At 66.3% G+C, this 16,175-nt stretch carries 16 protein-coding genes; 10 read left to right on the top strand and 6 right to left on the bottom strand.

From position 1 onward, the window contains the following. The first annotated feature begins 74 nt into the window (after window positions 1-74). Window positions 75-785: a response regulator transcription factor gene (locus tag ACR2MZ_RS11845; RefSeq protein ID WP_434005237.1), complete on the top strand. Its 711-nt coding sequence runs from the start codon at window positions 75-77 to the stop codon at window positions 783-785. Between the two features lie 44 nt (window positions 786-829). After that, window positions 830-2,317, top strand: a complete 1,488-nt coding sequence (locus ACR2MZ_RS11840) for a sensor histidine kinase (RefSeq protein ID WP_434005236.1) — start codon at window positions 830-832, stop codon at window positions 2,315-2,317. 5 nt (window positions 2,318-2,322) lie between these two features. Here ACR2MZ_RS11840 and ACR2MZ_RS11835 read toward each other — a convergent pair whose 3' ends face one another. The 5 genes from ACR2MZ_RS11835 to ACR2MZ_RS11815 form a co-directional block, all read right to left on the bottom strand. After that, window positions 2,323-2,628, bottom strand: coding sequence for a hypothetical protein (locus ACR2MZ_RS11835; protein ID WP_434005235.1), 306 nt, complete (start codon window positions 2,626-2,628; stop codon window positions 2,323-2,325). A 183-nt stretch (window positions 2,629-2,811) separates the two neighbouring features. Then, window positions 2,812-4,218 carry a 2-oxo acid dehydrogenase subunit E2 gene (locus ACR2MZ_RS11830; RefSeq protein ID WP_434005234.1) on the bottom strand — a complete coding sequence of 469 codons (1,407 nt, stop codon included), beginning with the start codon at window positions 4,216-4,218 and terminating at the stop codon, window positions 2,812-2,814. Between the two features lie 16 nt (window positions 4,219-4,234). Next, window positions 4,235-5,227, bottom strand: coding sequence for an alpha-ketoacid dehydrogenase subunit beta (locus ACR2MZ_RS11825; RefSeq protein WP_434005233.1), 993 nt, complete (start codon window positions 5,225-5,227; stop codon window positions 4,235-4,237). Continuing rightward, on the bottom strand, window positions 5,220-7,733 hold the full coding sequence (lpdA, locus tag ACR2MZ_RS11820; RefSeq protein WP_434005232.1) for a dihydrolipoyl dehydrogenase: 2,514 nt from the start codon (window positions 7,731-7,733) through the stop codon (window positions 5,220-5,222). Before lpdA ends, ACR2MZ_RS11825 begins: the two co-directional genes overlap by 8 nt. Window positions 7,734-7,766: 33 nt before the next feature. Next, the gene (locus ACR2MZ_RS11815; protein WP_434005231.1) at window positions 7,767-9,548 is read right to left on the bottom strand and encodes an NAD+ synthase; all 1,782 of its coding nucleotides are present in this window, start codon (window positions 9,546-9,548) and stop codon (window positions 7,767-7,769) included. A 172-nt stretch (window positions 9,549-9,720) separates the two neighbouring features. Here ACR2MZ_RS11815 and ACR2MZ_RS11810 point away from each other — a divergent pair, with 172 nt between their 5' ends. The 8 genes from ACR2MZ_RS11810 (at window position 9,721) to ACR2MZ_RS11775 (ending at window position 15,056) form a co-directional block, all read left to right on the top strand. Then, window positions 9,721-9,849 carry a hypothetical protein gene (locus tag ACR2MZ_RS11810; protein ID WP_434005230.1) on the top strand — a complete coding sequence of 43 codons (129 nt, stop codon included), beginning with the start codon at window positions 9,721-9,723 and terminating at the stop codon, window positions 9,847-9,849. Beyond that, entirely contained in the window at window positions 9,839-10,630 is a 792-nt protein-coding gene (pyrF, locus tag ACR2MZ_RS11805) for an orotidine-5'-phosphate decarboxylase (protein ID WP_434005229.1), read from the top strand. Before ACR2MZ_RS11810 ends, pyrF begins: the two co-directional genes overlap by 11 nt. Continuing rightward, the gene (locus ACR2MZ_RS11800) at window positions 10,627-11,898 is read left to right on the top strand and encodes an ornithine cyclodeaminase, nickel-pincer nucleotide-dependent (protein ID WP_434005228.1); all 1,272 of its coding nucleotides are present in this window, start codon (window positions 10,627-10,629) and stop codon (window positions 11,896-11,898) included. Before pyrF ends, ACR2MZ_RS11800 begins: the two co-directional genes overlap by 4 nt. Then, window positions 11,895-12,272: a TSUP family transporter gene (locus ACR2MZ_RS11795; protein WP_434005262.1), complete on the top strand. Its 378-nt coding sequence runs from the start codon at window positions 11,895-11,897 to the stop codon at window positions 12,270-12,272. The genes ACR2MZ_RS11800 and ACR2MZ_RS11795 overlap by 4 nt, the downstream gene beginning before the upstream one ends. A gap of 5 nt (window positions 12,273-12,277) precedes the next feature. Beyond that, window positions 12,278-12,670, top strand: a complete 393-nt coding sequence (locus tag ACR2MZ_RS11790; protein ID WP_434005261.1) for a sulfite exporter TauE/SafE family protein — start codon at window positions 12,278-12,280, stop codon at window positions 12,668-12,670. A 107-nt stretch (window positions 12,671-12,777) separates the two neighbouring features. After that, a complete protein-coding gene (locus ACR2MZ_RS11785) occupies window positions 12,778-13,971 on the top strand; it encodes an acyl-CoA dehydrogenase family protein (protein WP_434005227.1) in 1,194 nt (397 codons plus the stop codon). A 4-nt stretch (window positions 13,972-13,975) separates the two neighbouring features. Next, on the top strand, window positions 13,976-14,617 hold the full coding sequence (locus ACR2MZ_RS11780) for a TetR/AcrR family transcriptional regulator (protein WP_434005226.1): 642 nt from the start codon (window positions 13,976-13,978) through the stop codon (window positions 14,615-14,617). Between the two features lie 43 nt (window positions 14,618-14,660). Beyond that, the gene (locus ACR2MZ_RS11775) at window positions 14,661-15,056 is read left to right on the top strand and encodes a hypothetical protein (RefSeq protein WP_434005225.1); all 396 of its coding nucleotides are present in this window, start codon (window positions 14,661-14,663) and stop codon (window positions 15,054-15,056) included. A 448-nt stretch (window positions 15,057-15,504) separates the two neighbouring features. On the opposite strand, the gene ACR2MZ_RS11770 is transcribed toward ACR2MZ_RS11775, so the two are convergent. Next, window positions 15,505-16,080: a CcdC protein domain-containing protein gene (locus ACR2MZ_RS11770; RefSeq protein WP_434005224.1), complete on the bottom strand. Its 576-nt coding sequence runs from the start codon at window positions 16,078-16,080 to the stop codon at window positions 15,505-15,507. Between the last annotated feature and the right edge of the window lie 95 nt (window positions 16,081-16,175).

Below are 16,175 nucleotides of genomic sequence, written 5' to 3'. Positions count from 1 at the left end.
CTTTACAAAGAGTTCACGCCTGTCACACGCTTTGAATGCGGATTGCGGTGCCTCTGGCCCGATGATTGATGGGCATGTCCACTCCTCCGGTGGCTAAACAGAAGGTGCTCATCGTCGATGACGAGGATCACATCCTCGAGTTGGCGCGTCTCTATCTGGCTCGCGAGGGCTACCAGATCGAGGCTGTGCGGGACGGAGCCGATGCGCTGCGCCGGTTCGGTCAGGTTAAGCCTGACCTCGTTGTGCTCGACCTCATGCTGCCCAATGTCGACGGGTTGACCATCTGCAAGGAGATCAGGCGCCAGAGCCAGATCCCGATCATCATGCTCACCGCCAGGGACGACATCACCGAGAAGGTGGTCGGCTTGGAGGTCGGGGCGGATGACTACCTGACCAAGCCGTTCCACCCCCAGGAACTGGTGGCGCGGGCGAAAGCACTGGTGCGTCGGGCACGGCTGGAGCCCGACCAGATCAAGGTGATCCGCGCCGGCGGCTTGGAGGTGGATCTGGAGCGGCACGAGGTCCGCTGCGGGACCGCGCGCCTTCAGCTGCGCCCGAAGGAGTTCGATCTGCTCGCGCTCCTGGCTCGCCATCCCGGTCGTGTCTTTCCCCGCAATGAACTGCTGGAGAGGGTGTGGGGATATGACTTTCCCGGCTATACCCGCACAGTCGACGTCCACGTCCAGCAGGTGAGGGAGAAGCTGACGGCCGCCGGCATCCGGGAGCCGGCCATCCAGACGGTGTGGGGCGTCGGTTACAAGCTAGACGGGGTGAACCGGCCCTGAGCTTCCGACTTCGCCTGCTGCTGGCCGCGGTGGGCATAGTGGCGGTGAGTCTGATCCTGAGCGGTGGACTCACCTGGGCGTTCGTCAGCCGGCTGGAGGAGCAGACGGCCAGAGACCAGCTGGCGAAGAATGCGCTCCTCATCAAGCCCCAGATAGTCGGCCTCGACTGCGTCAGCCGGGTCAGCAACAGGTGCACCGAGACAGTCGGGAGCGAGGATGAGTTCGCCGCCGTCGTGAACGCCAGGGTCGCCTCGCTCAACCTGGACGGCGCCCGGCTGGTGCTGCTGGACCAGGTTCGGAATGGGGCGCGGCGGCCGGTGGGCGAGCCGTTCGTGATCTATGACAGCCAGTCTCAGCTGGGCGTCGGAGAGAAGATCCCACTCGGCGCGGAAACCGTTGTTGCCGGCCAGCGCGTGCGAGAAGGAACTGTCAAGATCTCTGATCGCAGCTACCTGGTGGTGGCGGCCCAGACGACGCAGAACCGCTTCGCCACCTGGATCCTGTTGGTCAGGCCGACCCAGGACATCACCGCCCAGACCACGCAGCAGCTCCTGCCCCGGCTGCTGCTGGCCGGCGCCGTCGGGCTGCTGGTGGCCCTGCTGGCGACAGTGCTGCTGGGGCGCATGTTCACCCGGCCATTGCGCGAGCTGCAGGCCGGAGCGGAGGCGATAACTGCCGGTGACTACGGGCGCCGGGTGGATGTCTCAGGTCGAGACGAGATAGGCCTGGTCGGCCGCTCCTTCAACCGGATGGCGGAGGCGGTGGAGCGATCGCGTGCTCTGCAGCGAGACTTTTTGGCCAACGTGTCGCACGAGCTGAAGACGCCGCTGACGAGCCTGATCGGCTTCAGTCAGGCCCTCACCGACGGCAGCCTTTCGAGCGAAAGCGACAAGCAGCGCGCCGCCGCCATCCTGCACGAGGAGGCGGAGCGGGTCCTGCGCCTCTCCCAGGAGCTGCTGGATCTAGCGCGGGCCGAGTCCGGGCAGATGTCGCTGCAGACGACGGCTGTCGACCTGACCAGCCAGCTGCAGCAGGAGATCGAGCTGCTCCGACAGCGCGCCGACGAGCGTCAGCTGAAGCTGGAGCTGAGAGCGCCGGAAGACCTGCCGCCGGCGCTGGCAGACCCCGAGCGTCTGCATCAGATCCTTGACAACCTGCTCGACAACGCAGTGAAGTACGCGCCTGCCAAGACGGCTGTAAGCGTGACGGCCGGCTGGTCCAGCGGGGTGGTGACAGTTGCCGTGAACAACCGCGTCGGACCTCACAGGCCTGACCCAACTCGCATGTTCGATCGCTTCTACCGGGCAGATCCCTCCCGTTCTTCAGCGGCCGGCGGCGTCGGCCTGGGCCTGGCCATCTCGCGTGAGCTGGCCCGCGCCCAAGGGGGCGACCTCCGCAGTGAACTGGCCGATGATGGGCAGCTCACCCTCACCCTGACCTTGCCGTCGCGGGCCCCGGCTGCTGTGCCTCGCGCCGTCGAGCCCCGGCCGGCGCCTCTGGTCAAGCAGCCGATCAAGCCACCTTCAGGCTGACGGCCTCAGGCAGTGGCTACTTTCAGCAGCCACTCGAGCGCGCCCCGCAGATAGGGCCGCTCTAGAACCTGCAGCTGGATGCGGAGTTCGTCGGCGCCAGCGCCGGCGCCGGCCCAGCGCCACTTGCGCCGATCGGGGTGGAGCCAGTAAAGCCAGCCGCGCAGCGACCAGCGATCGACCACGCAGTCGCGCAGCAGCTCATCGTCCACACACTGCTGGAGGAACCATTCAGGCAGCTCGGCCGGCCATTCGCTCAGAGCGGGCCATTCACCACTGGAATGACGCACGACCGGCTCCAGCACCTCGCGCACCCTCGCCAGCGTCGCCCCAGCTCGGCCCGGTACCGGGGCTGCCAGCTCGTCCAGTTGGGGCTCCCCAGGCCGCAGGCCACCGGAAAGTAGTCTCTCCAGTTCCTCGGCAGGGGTCACGAGGGCCCGTCACAAGCGGGCCGGCACGCGGGGCCAGTGCTGCAGTCGCTGTCAGGCGCCAGGGCTCTACTCTTCCGGCGGCAGAACGAGACTGATCGGGTTCTCGAGCAGGCGCTTCAGCTCCGCCATGAACTGGGCGGCGGTGGCGCCGTAGAAGACCCGATGGTCGACCGACAGCGTCATGCGCATCACCTTGCCGACAACCAGCTGCCCATTTCGAACCAGAGCGACATCCTTGATCGCGCCCACCGCCAGGATCGCTGACTCGGGCGGGTTGATGATGGCAGAGAACTCATCCACGCCATACATGCCGAGGTTGGAGATGCTGAAGCTGCCTCCCTCCAAGTCGCCCGCGCCAGGCTTGCCCGAGCGCGCCCGCTCGATCACCTGCCGCGTCTCGATCGAGATCTGGACCAGATCCTTCCGATCGACGTCGTGCACCACAGGTACCAGCAGGCCCAGGCCCTCACTGGGCGGCACCGCGAGCCCGATGCTGACTCCGTGTTTGCGTTCGAACCTGCCCTCGACCCAGGAGCTGTTCACCTCAGGAAAGCGGGTCAGGACTATCGCGCAGGCGCGGGTGAGGAGATCGGTCATCGTGACCTTCTCGGCGCCCGGATAAGAGCTCTTCAGCTGCTCCCGAAGGCGAACAGCTTCATCGACCTCCGCTTCGACGGTTACGTAGAAGTGGGGAACCGTCGTCTTCGACTGCGCCATGCGCTTGGCGATGGTCGCCTGCATGCGGTTGGGCTCCACAGTTTCGCTGCCTGAGGCGGGACGGCGGGAAGCACCTGCGGCCCGTGCTGGCGCGGCGGCGGCCGGTCGGGCCTGGGACGTGCCGCCCTGCTCCGCGGCAGCCACAACATCTTCCTTGACTACCCGGCCCTCCGGACCGCTGCCCTGGACTGAGCCGAGATCAACGCCCATCTCAGAGGCGAGCCGGCGGGCGAGAGGGGAGGCCTTCGTTCCGGCCGCGCCTGCGGCCTCGGGGCGCTGCGCCGCTGCGGCCTGCGCCTGGCTCGGCTCTGCCGAAGCCGCCTCAGGCTGGCTGCCGGCTTCAGGTTTGGGTGCTTTCTCGGGCTCTTCGGCTGGGGCCTCGGCCTGATCCGGGCCGGGCTCCTGCTCACCTGCCGCAACCTCATGCTCGGTGCCGTCCGCGCTGCTGCCCTGCCCGTCGCCACCACCTTGCGAGGCGGCCGCCTGAACCGCTTTCTCCTCCGGCTCCGCTGAGGCGGCTGCCGGCTCGCCGCCGATGCTAGCGATCCTCTCACCAACCGGGACGGCCTGACCTTTCTGGACGGCTATGTGGAGAACGCCGTCCGCCTCGGCTTCGATCTCGAAGCTGGCTTTGTCCGACTCGATCTCGGCCAGCACCTCGCCCTTCTTCACCTCGGCGCCGTCCTGCTGCTTCCACTCCAGCACCGTGCCCTCCTCCATCGTGTCGGAGAGCTTGGGCATGTTGACTTCTGACATGGTTTCCTCCCGCTGACTAGACCGCGGCGGACTGCTTGCCGACAGTGACCAGGGCGTGGCGCACTATGTCATCGACAGCGGGGATGGAGGCTTTTTCCAAGCCCTTGTTGTAGGGCATGGGAACCTCGGCGCCGCCCAACCGGCGGACGGGAGCGTCGAGGTGGTCGAAGCAGCGTTCCTGGATGCCGGCGGCAATCTCCGCCCCGACCCCATAGGTGGGCCAGCCCTCCTCGACCACCAAGCAGCGAGATGTTCGGTCGACAGACTCGGTGATCGTCTCCCAGTCGATCGGCCGGATGCTGCGGAGGTCGATCACCTCAGCGTCCAGATCCTCCTCCTCCAGCTTCTGTCCGGCCAGCGTCGCCAGCACCGACTGACGGGACACGCCGATGATCGTGAGATCCGAGCCTCGTCGGCGAACCGCCGCCTTGCCCAGAGGGGTCGTGTAGTCACCATCGGGCACCTCGCCCCGAAGGTTGTAAAGGCTCATGCTTTCCAGGAACATGACCGGGTTGTTGGTCCTGATGGCCGACTTGAGCAAGCCCTTGCCGTCCTCGGGGCTGGTCGGCGCCGCCACTATCAGACCCGGGATCAAGCCATAGAGAACCTCGAAGCTGTGCGAGTGCTGGGACGAAAGCTGATGACCGGCGCCGCCCGGAAGGCGGATGACCAGCGGCACGCTGACCTTGCCGCCGAACATGTAGCGCACCTTGGCCGCGTTGTTGACTATCTGGTCGTAGGCCAGGAGTGAGAAGTTGATGGTCATCATCTCCACCACGGGCCTCAACCCACTCATCGCGGCGCCGATCGCGCAGCCGGCGATCACCTCTTCCGAGATGGGTGCGTCGACCACCCGGCGGGCGCCGTACTTGTCGATCAGGCCCTCGGTGACGCGGTAGGCGCCGCCGAAGACGCCTATGTCCTCGCCGATGAGGAAGATATCGTCGTCGCGCGCCATCTCCTCATCCAGGGCTTCCCTCAGCGCGTTGCGGAAAAGCTTCTCAGGCATTGGTTCTCACTGTCTCGAATTCGTCGGCGTAGAGGTAACGGAAGAGCTCTTCCACCGGCGGGTTCGGGCTTTCGTCCGCAAACTTGACAGCGGCGTCGACCTGCTCCTGCACCTCCTCGCGAACCTGGTTCAAGTCTTCCTCGGCGGCGATCTTGGCAGAGGTCAAACGGTGTTCAAAAAGGCCTATCGGGTCGTTCTTGTTCCAGCGCGCCTTCTCCTCCGCATCGCGGTACTTATCAGGATCGACCACCGAGTGGCCCTTGAAGCGGTAGTTGACCGCCTCGATGAAGCGCGGCTCCATGTCCTGGCGCGTCTTCTCGACCACTTCGGAAGTTTTGCGCAGCACTTCCAGCACGTCGTTGCCGTCAATCCGAATCGACTCCATGTCGTAGGCGCAGGCTTTGCGGTAGATCTCGGACAGGGCTGATGCCCGGTCGACGGCGGTACCCATGCCGTACTGGTTGTTGATGCAGAACCAGACGACCGGCAGCTTGAACACCTTCGAAAAGTTGAGCGACTCGTGAAAGGCGCCGATGTTGGTAGCCCCATCGCCGAACATGCAGAAAGTGACCTCGGACGATTCGGCGTAGCGGCTGGCGAAGGCGGCGCCCACCGCCAGCGGAAGGTGGCCGCCCACTATGCCGTAGCCGCCCATGAAGCGAGCGTCGTAGTCGAAGATGTGCATGGAGCCGCCCCGGCCGTGGGCGACTCCGCCCTCCCGACCGAAGAGCTCGGCCATCACCGCCTTCGGGTCCAAGCCGCGCGCGATCGCGTGGCCGTGCTCGCGGTAGCTCGTGTAGATGTAATCCTCGGGCCTGAGCGCCAAGATGCCGCCCACGACCGTCGCCTCCTCGCCCAGATTGAGGTGGCAGTAGCCGCCAATCTTGGCCCTCGTGTACTCCACCTGGGCCCGTTCTTCAAAGCGGCGGATCAGGTACATCAGCCGGTAGAGCTTCAGCAGCTCAGCCTTGTTCTGCTTCTTGAGCTCAAGTTTGGACTGGTCCACGTTGTGCCCAGGGGCGGCTCCGTTGCTGGCGCCGGCTGCATTCGTCTCGGTCTTCACAGTGCTGGACACCGGCTTTTCCTCCGTGCTGGCGCCGCCGGCGGCCGGAGCCGGGCGGCGGCGATTGGGGATTTCGATGGCGCGCCCGTCGGCCGCCAGCGCTGCCTGGAGCAGCGACTCGGCCAGGGTGGGATGGGCGTGCATGGTGAGGTCGAGCTCGTGCAGCTTGAGCCGCTGCTGGACGGCCAGTGTGGCTTCTGCCACCACGTCGGTCACTCGCGGGCCCACCATGTGCACGCCCAAGACCGTTTCGTCCTTGGCGTCGAGAATCACCTTGATGGCGCCCTCGGTCTGGCCCAGCGTCATGGCGCGGCCGGAAGCCGCAAACGGGAACTTGCCTACCTTGACCTGATAGCCCTGTTCGCCGGCTTCCTTCTCGCCCAGACCGACGTGGGCGATCTCAGGATCGGTGTAGATGCAGTTTGGCGCCGCGTGGTAATCGGGTGCGCGACCGGCGCCGGCGACGATGTTCTCGACTGCGCACACGCCCTCGTAGGAGGCGACGTGCGCCAGCATGATGCCGCCTATCACGTCGCCGATCGCCCAGACGCCGTCGGCGGAGGTGCGCAGCTGCTCATCGACCTTGACGCGGCCTCGCTCGGTCTCCACGCCGGCTGCCTCCAGGCTCAGCCCCTCGGTGTAGGGAACCCGGCCGGTGGCGCGCAGCACCACCTCTGAGTCGATCTGCTGCTTCTCGCCGCCGACGGTGAAGCTGACCGTCAGCCCGCCGCGGGTCTGCTTGACAGCCTCGACCTTGGCCCCGGTGTGGATGGTTCCGCCCAGGCCCTCGAAGTGCTTGCGATAGAGCCCAATCAGGTCGCTCTCGACAGTGGGCAGGATCTGCGGCAGCATCTCGATCACAGTCACCTTCGTGCCCAGCGCGGCATAGAGGGCGCCCCACTCCATGCCGACCACGCCGCCGCCGATCACCGTCATGCTGTCAGGCACCTGGCGAAGCTCAAGCATGCCGTCGGAGTCGATAGTCCCCTCGCCGCCTGGGACCGGCAGGCGGCTGGCCGCTGAGCCAGTGGCGATGATCGTGTTGCGGGCCATGTAGGCGGCGCCGCCGACCTGGAACTTGCCGCCTCTGGCCAGCGAGGCGCCTCCTTTGAGGACTGTCACGCCGTTCGCTTTGAGCAGACTGCCAACCCCGTTGACAAGTCCATCGACCACCTTTTCCCGTCGCGCCTGGGCGGCCGGTAGATCGAACCGGACGGTTTCGGCGATCACGCCGAATTCGGCGCCCTGCTTGCTCACCGTGTGGTACAGCTCGGACGACTGCAGCAGCGCCTTGGTCGGGATGCAGCCTTTGACCAGGCAGGTGCCGCCGAGCCGCTCCTTCTCGACCAGGGCCACCTGGGCCCCGAGCTGAGCGGCGCGGATCGCCGCGACGTAACCTCCGGGGCCGCCGCCGATCACGGCGACGTCAAAGCTTTCGGGCACAGATATTCCTCTTTCCCAAGGGTGCGATAGAACCTAATTATGCCTGGGGGTCGGCTCCCGCCCGCCGTTCGGTAGGTAGCGGTTGGTGATCGGCATCCGCCGATCTCGGCCGAAGGCCCGGGGAGTGATCTTGATGCCGGGAGCCGCCTGCCGCCTCTTGTACTCGCTGGCGTCCACCAGAGCGATCGCCCGGCGAACCGTTTCCGGCGAGTGGCCCTGGGCGACCAGCTCCTCAAAGCTGCGATCGTCCTCCACGTAGGCCTGCAGAATCGGATCCAGCTCCCCGTACGGAGGCAGGCTGTCCGAATCCTTTTGGTCCTGGCGGAGCTCGGCCGAGGGCGGCTTGTCAAGTATCCGCCGCGGGATCACCTCAGGGCCGGCTGAGTTGCGGTACTCGCACAGCTCGTACACGAGCGTCTTGGGAATGTCCTTCAAGACTGCGAAGCCGCCCGCCATGTCCCCGTAGAGGGTGCAGTAGCCGGTCGCCATCTCCGACTTGTTGCCGGTGGTGAGCACCATCCAGCCGAACTTGTTGGACAGGGCCATCAGCAGGTTGCCCCGGACGCGAGCCTGGATGTTCTCCTCCGCCAGACCTGGCTTGAGCCCCTGGAAGGCGTCGGCCAGCGCTGCCTCATACGCGCGGCGGAGCTCATCGATCGGCAGGCAGTAGAACTTGAGGTCCAGACTGCGCGCCAGCATCTCGGCGTCCTCCACGCTCTCGGGCGACGTGTAAGCGGAGGGCATCAGGACGCCTGTGACATTCTCCGCGCCCAGGGCGTCCGCGGCCACAGCGGCTGTGAGTGCGGAATCGACGCCACCGGAGAGACCAAGCAGCACCCTCTCAAAGGCCCCTGTCTTGCGCACATAGTCGCGAGTGCCGCAGACCAGAGCCGCATAGACTTCGGCCGGCCCGCTCAGAGGCTCAGCCAGGCGGGCGGTCAGCCGAGGTTCACTCCGCTCAGCCGGCGCCTCCGACACGACGATCTCCGCCACGGCGAGATCGATGTGAGCCGGTTGCGACGCTTCCTTGCGCAGACGGCTGTCGTGCAGGCGGCCACCGAATACGCTGCCGAGTTCAAGATCGGTAATCAGCAGCTCCTCCTCGAAGCTGGCGGCGCGAGCCACTGTCCCGCCATCGGGAGCGAAGATGACGCTGTTGCCGTCGAAGACGAGCTCATCCTGGCCGCCGACCAGGTTGTTCCAGGCAAGGAAGGCACCTGAGTCCATCGCTCGCGTCCTGATCATCGTCTCGCGCGCCTCCCGCTTGCCGTGGTGGTAGGGAGAGCCGTTGATGTTCACGAGCAGTTCCGCGCCGTGGGTTGCCTGGAGCGAGATGGGTCCCGTCGGGTACCAGGCGTCCTCGCAGATGGAGACGCCGATCCGAACGCCGCAGTATTCGAAAATCGGGCAGCGCCGGCCGCGCTGGAAGTAGCGCTCCTCGTCGAAGACGCCGTAGTTGGGCAGGTAGACCTTGTGGTAGACGCCCCGCAGCTCGCCCTCGGCTGCGAAGAAGGCGGCGTTGTGGAGGTCCAGTTCGCGATCGACGAAGCCGCCGATCGCGGCGATGCCCCTGGTAGCGGCCACCACCCGGTCGCGCTGAGCCAGGTTGTCGCGGATGAATGTAGGCTTCAACAGCAGATCTTCGGGTGGGTAACCGGTGAGGCAGAGCTCGGGAAAGACTAGGAGATCGCAGCTCTGGCCTTTGGCTCGTTCGATCCACTCGATCATGCGCCTGGCGTTTTCCGCCAGGTCGCCCACAGTCGGGTTGATCTGGGCCAGGGCCACGCGCAGAGGGCGCGCCAGCTCAACTTTCATACGAACCTAATTGTGCCCCGCTTCCCGAGCGCCACGCGAACCAGCGGACCCTTGCCGCGGCGTGAGGCCCAGGTTGAGCACCGCGCGGCAGCGCGCACCCAATGGCGGATCGGGGATCGCGCCTGACTACGATGAAGTGGCGATGCGGGATGTTTGAGACTGACGTGAAGCAGTGAAGGCGACGACAGGCGAGCTGGTCGCCCAGCTCAGCCGATCAGGCGACGCTCGGCTGCTGATGGTGGGCGCAACGCAGAGCATGAGCGGCCCGCCGGCCGCCGACACCGAGAACCATGCCGGCTGAACCTGGCTTCTTCGAGCGACTGCGACGAGCCGCCGCCAGCCGTCACTCCCTCCTCTGTGTTGGACTCGATCCGGACCCCGTTCGCTTGCGGGGCGGCGCGGCCGGCGCCCTTGCTCACTGCACGGAGGTGGTGCGGGCAACTCAGGAGCACGTCTGCTGCTACAAGCCCAACGCGGCGTTCTGGGAGCAGTACGGCGCCGACGGCCTGAAGGCTCTGGGCGAGCTGAGGCGGCGCATCCCGGAGGACATCCCCGTGCTCTATGACGCGAAGCGGGGCGACATCGATCACACCATGCGGGCCTATGCCAGCGGGATCTTCGAAGCCCTCGAGATGGACGCCGTGACCGCCCAACCCTATCTCGGGGGGGACTCCCTGCGGGAGCTGACCCAGCACCGCGCCCGGGGCGTCTACGTGGTCTGTCGCACCTCCAACGCGGGTGCGGCGGATCTGCAGGAACAGGATTCCGGCGGAGAGCCGCTCTATCTCCGAGTCGCCCGTCTGGCGCAGAGCCTGAACGAGTTCGAGAACGTGGGACTGGTGGTTGGCGCGACCGCGCCGGCGGAGATCGCACGTGTGCGTCAGACCACGCCCCTGCCGTTTCTCATCCCCGGGATTGGGGCCCAGGACGGGGAGTTGGAGGCATCGGTGCGGGCTGCCTGGAACGGTGACGATGCGTCGTGCCTGATCAGCAGCAGCCGATCGGTGCTCTACGCCGACGATCCGGGCGGAGCGGCAAGGCGGTTGAAAGATCAGATCAACGCAGTGCTGACAGCGCTGTGAGCGAACGCGCTTCGACTCTGCTGCGGTTGGAGGGCCACATCATCGACTCGATGATGCTGCCGCAGCTCATGGACATGGTCATGGACCTGGGCGGCTCGTTCGAGGTCCGGGAGCTGAAGGTCGGGCAGCGGAACGACGATCCCTCGCTCTGCCGGATCGAGGTCTTTGCCGATCAGCCCCAGGTGCTGGACGAGATAGTCCGCCGGGCTCGCGACCTGGGCGCGCGAGCCGAGCACGACGAGCCTGTCGAGACCGCTCGAGTGGAGCAGGAGGGTGTCTACCCGGAGGGCTTCTACTCCACCAGCAACATGCCCACGTCAGTGCTCCTGGACGGCGGCTGGGTGCGGGTGGCAAAACAGGAGATGGACTGTGCATTGGCGGTGGACCGTCAGCTGCGCAAGGCCTGGTGCATCCCCTTCTACGACGCCAGGCCGGGAGTCGAGGTGGTCGTCGGCCACAGAGGCGTTCGGATCACTCCCCGTGAGCGCTCGCGCGACACGGAGATCTTCGGCTTCATGTCCAGCGAGGTCTCCTCGGAAAAGCCGAAAAACGTCCTGATCGGCCAGATCGCGGCTGAGATGAAGGCGGTGCGGGACGCGGGAGGTCGCATCCTGGTGGTGGGTGGACCGGGCGTCGTGCACACGGGCGCCGGCCACTACCTATCCCGGCTGATCGAGCTGGGCTACGTCCAGGTGCTCTTCGCCGGCAACGCCATAGCAGTGCACGATGTCGAAGCGGCGCTCTTCGGAACGGCGCTCGGGGTGAATCTGAAGAGTGGCCTGGCGATCGAGCACGGCCACGAGCACCACATGCGGGCCATCAACCGGGTTCGGGCGGCAGGCAGCCTCGAGGCCATGGTGGAGTCGGGCCAGCTGACCTCGGGCGTCATGAAGACAGCCATCGACAACGGCGTGGAGGTGGTCCTCGGGGGAAGTGTCCGAGACGACGGCCCGCTGCCGGATGTGATCACTGAGATGGGCGAGGCGCAGCGCCGGATGCGGGCCGCCATCTGGCAGGGTGGCGACGACTTCGAGCCTGGAGTCCGGCTGGCGCTGATGCTCTCGACCATGCTTCACTCCATCGCGACCGGCAACATGCTTCCGGCTGCCGTCCGCACGGTTTGTGTCGATATCAACCCGGCGGTGGTGACCAAGCTGGCCGATCGCGGCACCTGGCAGTCGATTGGACTGGTGACCGACGTGGAGTCGTTCCTGCGCGAGCTGGTTCGAGCCATCGAAGCTGACCCGGCCGGAGAGGAGGCCAGATAGCCAGGGTCTACGCTTTCATCGGCGTCATCGCCGGCCTGCTCAGTGGGCTGCTCGGCGTGGGTGGGGGCTTCCTGATGGTGCCGCTGCAGGTGATGCTGGCGCGGACCCGCCAGGTTGAGGCGACCGCCAACTCGCTCACGGCCATAGTGCCGATCTCCATCGCCGGCATCCTGATCTACTACTTCGGCGGTTTCCTCGGTGGGCGCGGGGCGCCCCAGGTGGACTTCCGCTTTGCGCTGCTGCTGGCCGCCGGTGGGGTTTTCGGGGCCTTCGTGGGCGCTCGGCTGACTTCCCGGGTGCCTGACATATGGCTGGCGCGGGGGGTGGCGGTGGTCCTTGGCGTGGTGGGCGTGAAGCAGGTGCTCTTTCCTTGAGCGATGTGCTGGCGGTGACCAGCGGTTTTCTCGTCGGCGTCGTCAGCGGGCTGATAGGCATAGGTGGGGGAGTCCTGCTGGTGCCGATCATGGTGATCGGCTTCAAGTTCGAGCAGCACCTGGCCCAGGGCACGTCGCTGGCCGCGATCCTGCCGACCTCGATAGTGGGCGCGCTGACTCACTCCCGCAGCGGCAATGTCGCGCTGAAGCAAGCCCTCATCATGGGCGTGGCGGGAGCTCTGGTCGTGATCTTTGGGGCCACCCTCGCTCTCTGGCTGCACGGTGAGGTGCTGGCGCGCGTGTTCGGCGCCTTCCTCCTCTTTTCCGCCTATCGCCTGTGGCCGCGCCGCAAGAGAGTGCCCCAGACGCCGGTCGACGAGACCGGCGCTCAGACCTGAGTCGGCCTTCCCGCGTCCCGGCGGTCGGCGACCAGGGGAGGCAGTTAGACTTGAGCAGTACTAGTACGTACCAGTACTTCTCCTGGCAGGACCGAACGAGGGTTTGCATGATCTCCTTTCAACTGACGGAAGAGCAGCGCGAGATGCGCGACTGGGTGCACCAGTTCGCCGAGAAGGAGATCCGGCCGGTGGCGCCTCACTACGACGAGACTGAGGAATTCCCGTGGGACGTGGTGCGCAAGGCGGCCGATCTGGGCATCTACTCGCCGGAATTCATCTTCCAGGGCTTCCAGGATGAGACAGGGATCCTGCCGGCGATCGTGGCGGAGGAGCTGTGCTGGGGCTGCGCGGGCATTGCCCTGGCCATCCAGGGCACCGGGCTGCCGGTGGCCGCGATCTTCGCTCAGGGCACACCTGAGCAGATCGCAACCTGGATTCCCGCCTGTTACGGCAGCGCCCGCGAGCCTGCCCTGGGTGCATTCTGCGCAACCGAGGCGGACGCCGGCTCAGACGTCGGCGCCTACAAGTCGCGAGCTGTGAAGCAGAACGGCGACTGGGTGCTGAACGGGCAGAAGGTGTTCATCACCAACGGTGGCATAGCCGACGTCCACGTTGTGGTCGCCAGCGTGGACCCGGCACTCGGCAGCCGCGGTCACGCCTCCTTCGTCGTCCCCAAGGCCACGCCAGGTCTGCGCCAGGGCAAGAAGGAAAAGAAGATGGGGATCCGCGCCTCGCATACAGCAGAGGTCCTGCTCGATGACGTCCGCGTCCCGACCGACTGCCTGCTGGGCGGCGAAGATCGCTTGGAGGCGCGGCTGCGGCGCGCTCGGGAGGGCGTCTCCTCTCGCTCCAACGTGGCCATGAAGACCTTCGAGACCACCCGGCCGATAGTGGGCGCCCAGGCCCTCGGCGTGGCTCGGGCGGCATTCGAATTTGCACTGCGATACGCGAAGGAGCGCAGGCAGTTCGGCCGCCCGCTGATCGACAACCAGGCCATCGCCTTCAAACTCGCTGACATGGCGCTGGAGATCGAGGCAGCCCGGGGACTCATCTGGCGCGCTCTCTGGGAAGGCAAGAACGAAGCTCGCTTTGAGCACGCCGAAGGCTCGATGGCCAAGCTCAAGGCGAGTGAAGTCGCCGTCAAGGTGACCGACGAGGCGATCCAGATCTGCGGCGGCTACGGCTACATCCGCGACTTTCCGGTTGAGAAATGGCACCGTGACGCCAAGATCTACACCATCTTCGAGGGGACTTCCGAGATTCAACGGGTGGTCATCAGCCGGACGCTGGCAGGGATTTGAGATAGTGCTCAGCGGCCGTGCCCCGGCCGCCCCGCGCCTCTCCCAGCGGCGCCAGGACCGTCACCAGCGCCTGCTGGCAGCGGCCCTGGCGCTCTTTGCCGGCCAGGGCTTCCATGAGACGTCTGTGGACCAGGTGGTGGCCGCCGCCCGAACGTCGAAGAGCGCCTTCTACGCCAGCTTCGGCTCCAAAGAGCACTGCTTTCGCGTTCTCTTGGAGCAGGAGGGCGGCCAGCTCCTGGCGGCCGCCCAGGAAGCTGCACTGCGGAGTGGGGGGGACCATCGGGCCAAGATCGCGGCGGGCATTCACGGCTTCGTGGCCGCCTGCTTCCGACGGGCGGCGGTCGCGCGCCTGCTCCTGGTCGAGTCGGTAGGTCTCGCGGCGGAGATCGAGACTGTAAGAGCAACGCTGCATGCCGCCTTCGCCGCATTGGTCGAAGAAGAGGTGCGGCGCGGCCGCGCCGCGGGTGACTTCCAAGCGGTCGACGCCACCGTTTGGTCCCGAGCCGTGGTGGGAGCCGTCAACGAGGTCGTGGGAGCCGCGCTGAGAGAGGGAGGAAGCGTCGACCCGGCCCGCCTGGCGGAGCAGCTGGGTCTGGTCTTCGGCAGCGGTGGTCGGAAGCCTGGAGAACGCCGATTCGGGTCTTGACAGCGAACGCATGTTCGTCTAGGCTGGAAGCATGCACACGCTGATGACCCAGCTCCGTCTGCAGCGACTGCTCCGGCTCCACGGCGAGCTGGCAGAGCGCTTGGCCGCGCCGGGCACCGATCCGCGGCTGGCGTCGGCAGCGGTTCGCAAACTGCTGAAGGCAGTCGCCGATGTGCAGGAGTCCTGGCGGGCCGAAGTGGCGCGCGCCGGCACTGATCTCGGACCGCTGCGCAGCCGAGTGACGCGATCGATCAGCGAGCTGGCTGGGCCTTGCGTCAGCTTGGAGCAGCCGGCTGCGGACCCGCTGCTGCTCGACGCGGACTTCCGGGAGTCTTGCGTATCGCTGCTGCTGCTGCTCCGAGGCCTCGAGAGCACACAGCCGGATACAATGCGGGCCTGGTTGAAAGTGGCAGAGACGCCTCTCAGGCGACCGGCCTGACAGCTGGGGGTGCTGCTGGCGGTGCCAAACCCGGTTCCGGCGCTGGCTGACGGGTCGAGGCCGGCCAACGACGTTGCCCGACTGATCCTTGAAGACAACGGCGCCGAATCCACTCCGGCCGGCGCGCCGCCTCGGCCGGATGCACCGGAACTGCCCGGCTGGGCCAGAAAGATCCCCGCGCTTCGCTGGCTTTCCGGTGCCCACCGCCACTGATCGGCCACTCCAGGCTTGGCTTCCGCCCAGTCCCGAGCACGCTTGGCCTCGCTCTACTGCTACGGTAAACGGTCATTATCGTTAGCAACCTGTGTCTCCGATTCGTGCTTGCTTCCGGTTCCGTTCCCCACCGCAATCTCGCTTTGCCGCCCGGCCGGCAGTGGTGCAGTGGGAACAGGTTCGGCGGCCCGGAGCCGCCGAAACGCAAGGCTCCGGCGAGAAAGCAAGTCCTGACTTAAGTGCTTTCGATTCCTGCCGGGGCGTTGGCAGCTGTGTGCCCTCTGTACCGGAGCAGAAGGGAGCCGGCACGTGCCGCCCAAAGGCCGAGGCTGAGGAATAGGAAGTCGGCGGACAGGTCGTAGAGGAACCCATGCGGGCCCGAGTAGCCGGTGGCGCTGTACGGGTTGCTGCCGTAGCCACCGCTGAAGGCGTTGCCGGTCAGCAGAGCCCGGGCGCCGAAGCGAAGAGCGATAGTGCCCAGCAGGATCAGGGCGAAGAGAACGCCTCCCTGCATCCAGAGGGCGCCGGTGCCGGGGTCGGTCCAAAACTTCATGGTCCTGACCAGATACCAGCCGACGGCCCCGCCAATGACCAAAAACACAGGAGCCAGGAGCAGCGCCCAGGTATCAGAGAGGATCCGGGAGCCGGTGAAGGCAAGGCTGCTGCCCAGCAGCAGAACGATGATGAGGCCCGAAACAGCTATCCGACCGGGCCTGACCGGCTGGGGCCGCATCCGCCGGCGTAGCCCGATGCCCATGAAGAAGACCATCATCAGCAGGCCGATGATCTGGCTCTGCGCGGCACCGCTCACAGGCCGAGTCTAACCACTGCCCACCGGGCCGCCAGCCACCCGAAGGCCGAAGGGCGCCCCTTCAGCGGTTCCGCGACAGTGCGCCACGAACGTCC

It is taken from the genome of Candidatus Dormiibacter sp., assembly GCF_050999135.1.
Classification (GTDB): domain Bacteria; phylum Chloroflexota; class Dormibacteria; order Dormibacterales; family Dormibacteraceae; genus Dormiibacter; species Dormiibacter spiritus.
Note: the sequence above shows the minus strand (reverse complement) of the source record. Positions and strands in the feature narration are given on the sequence as shown.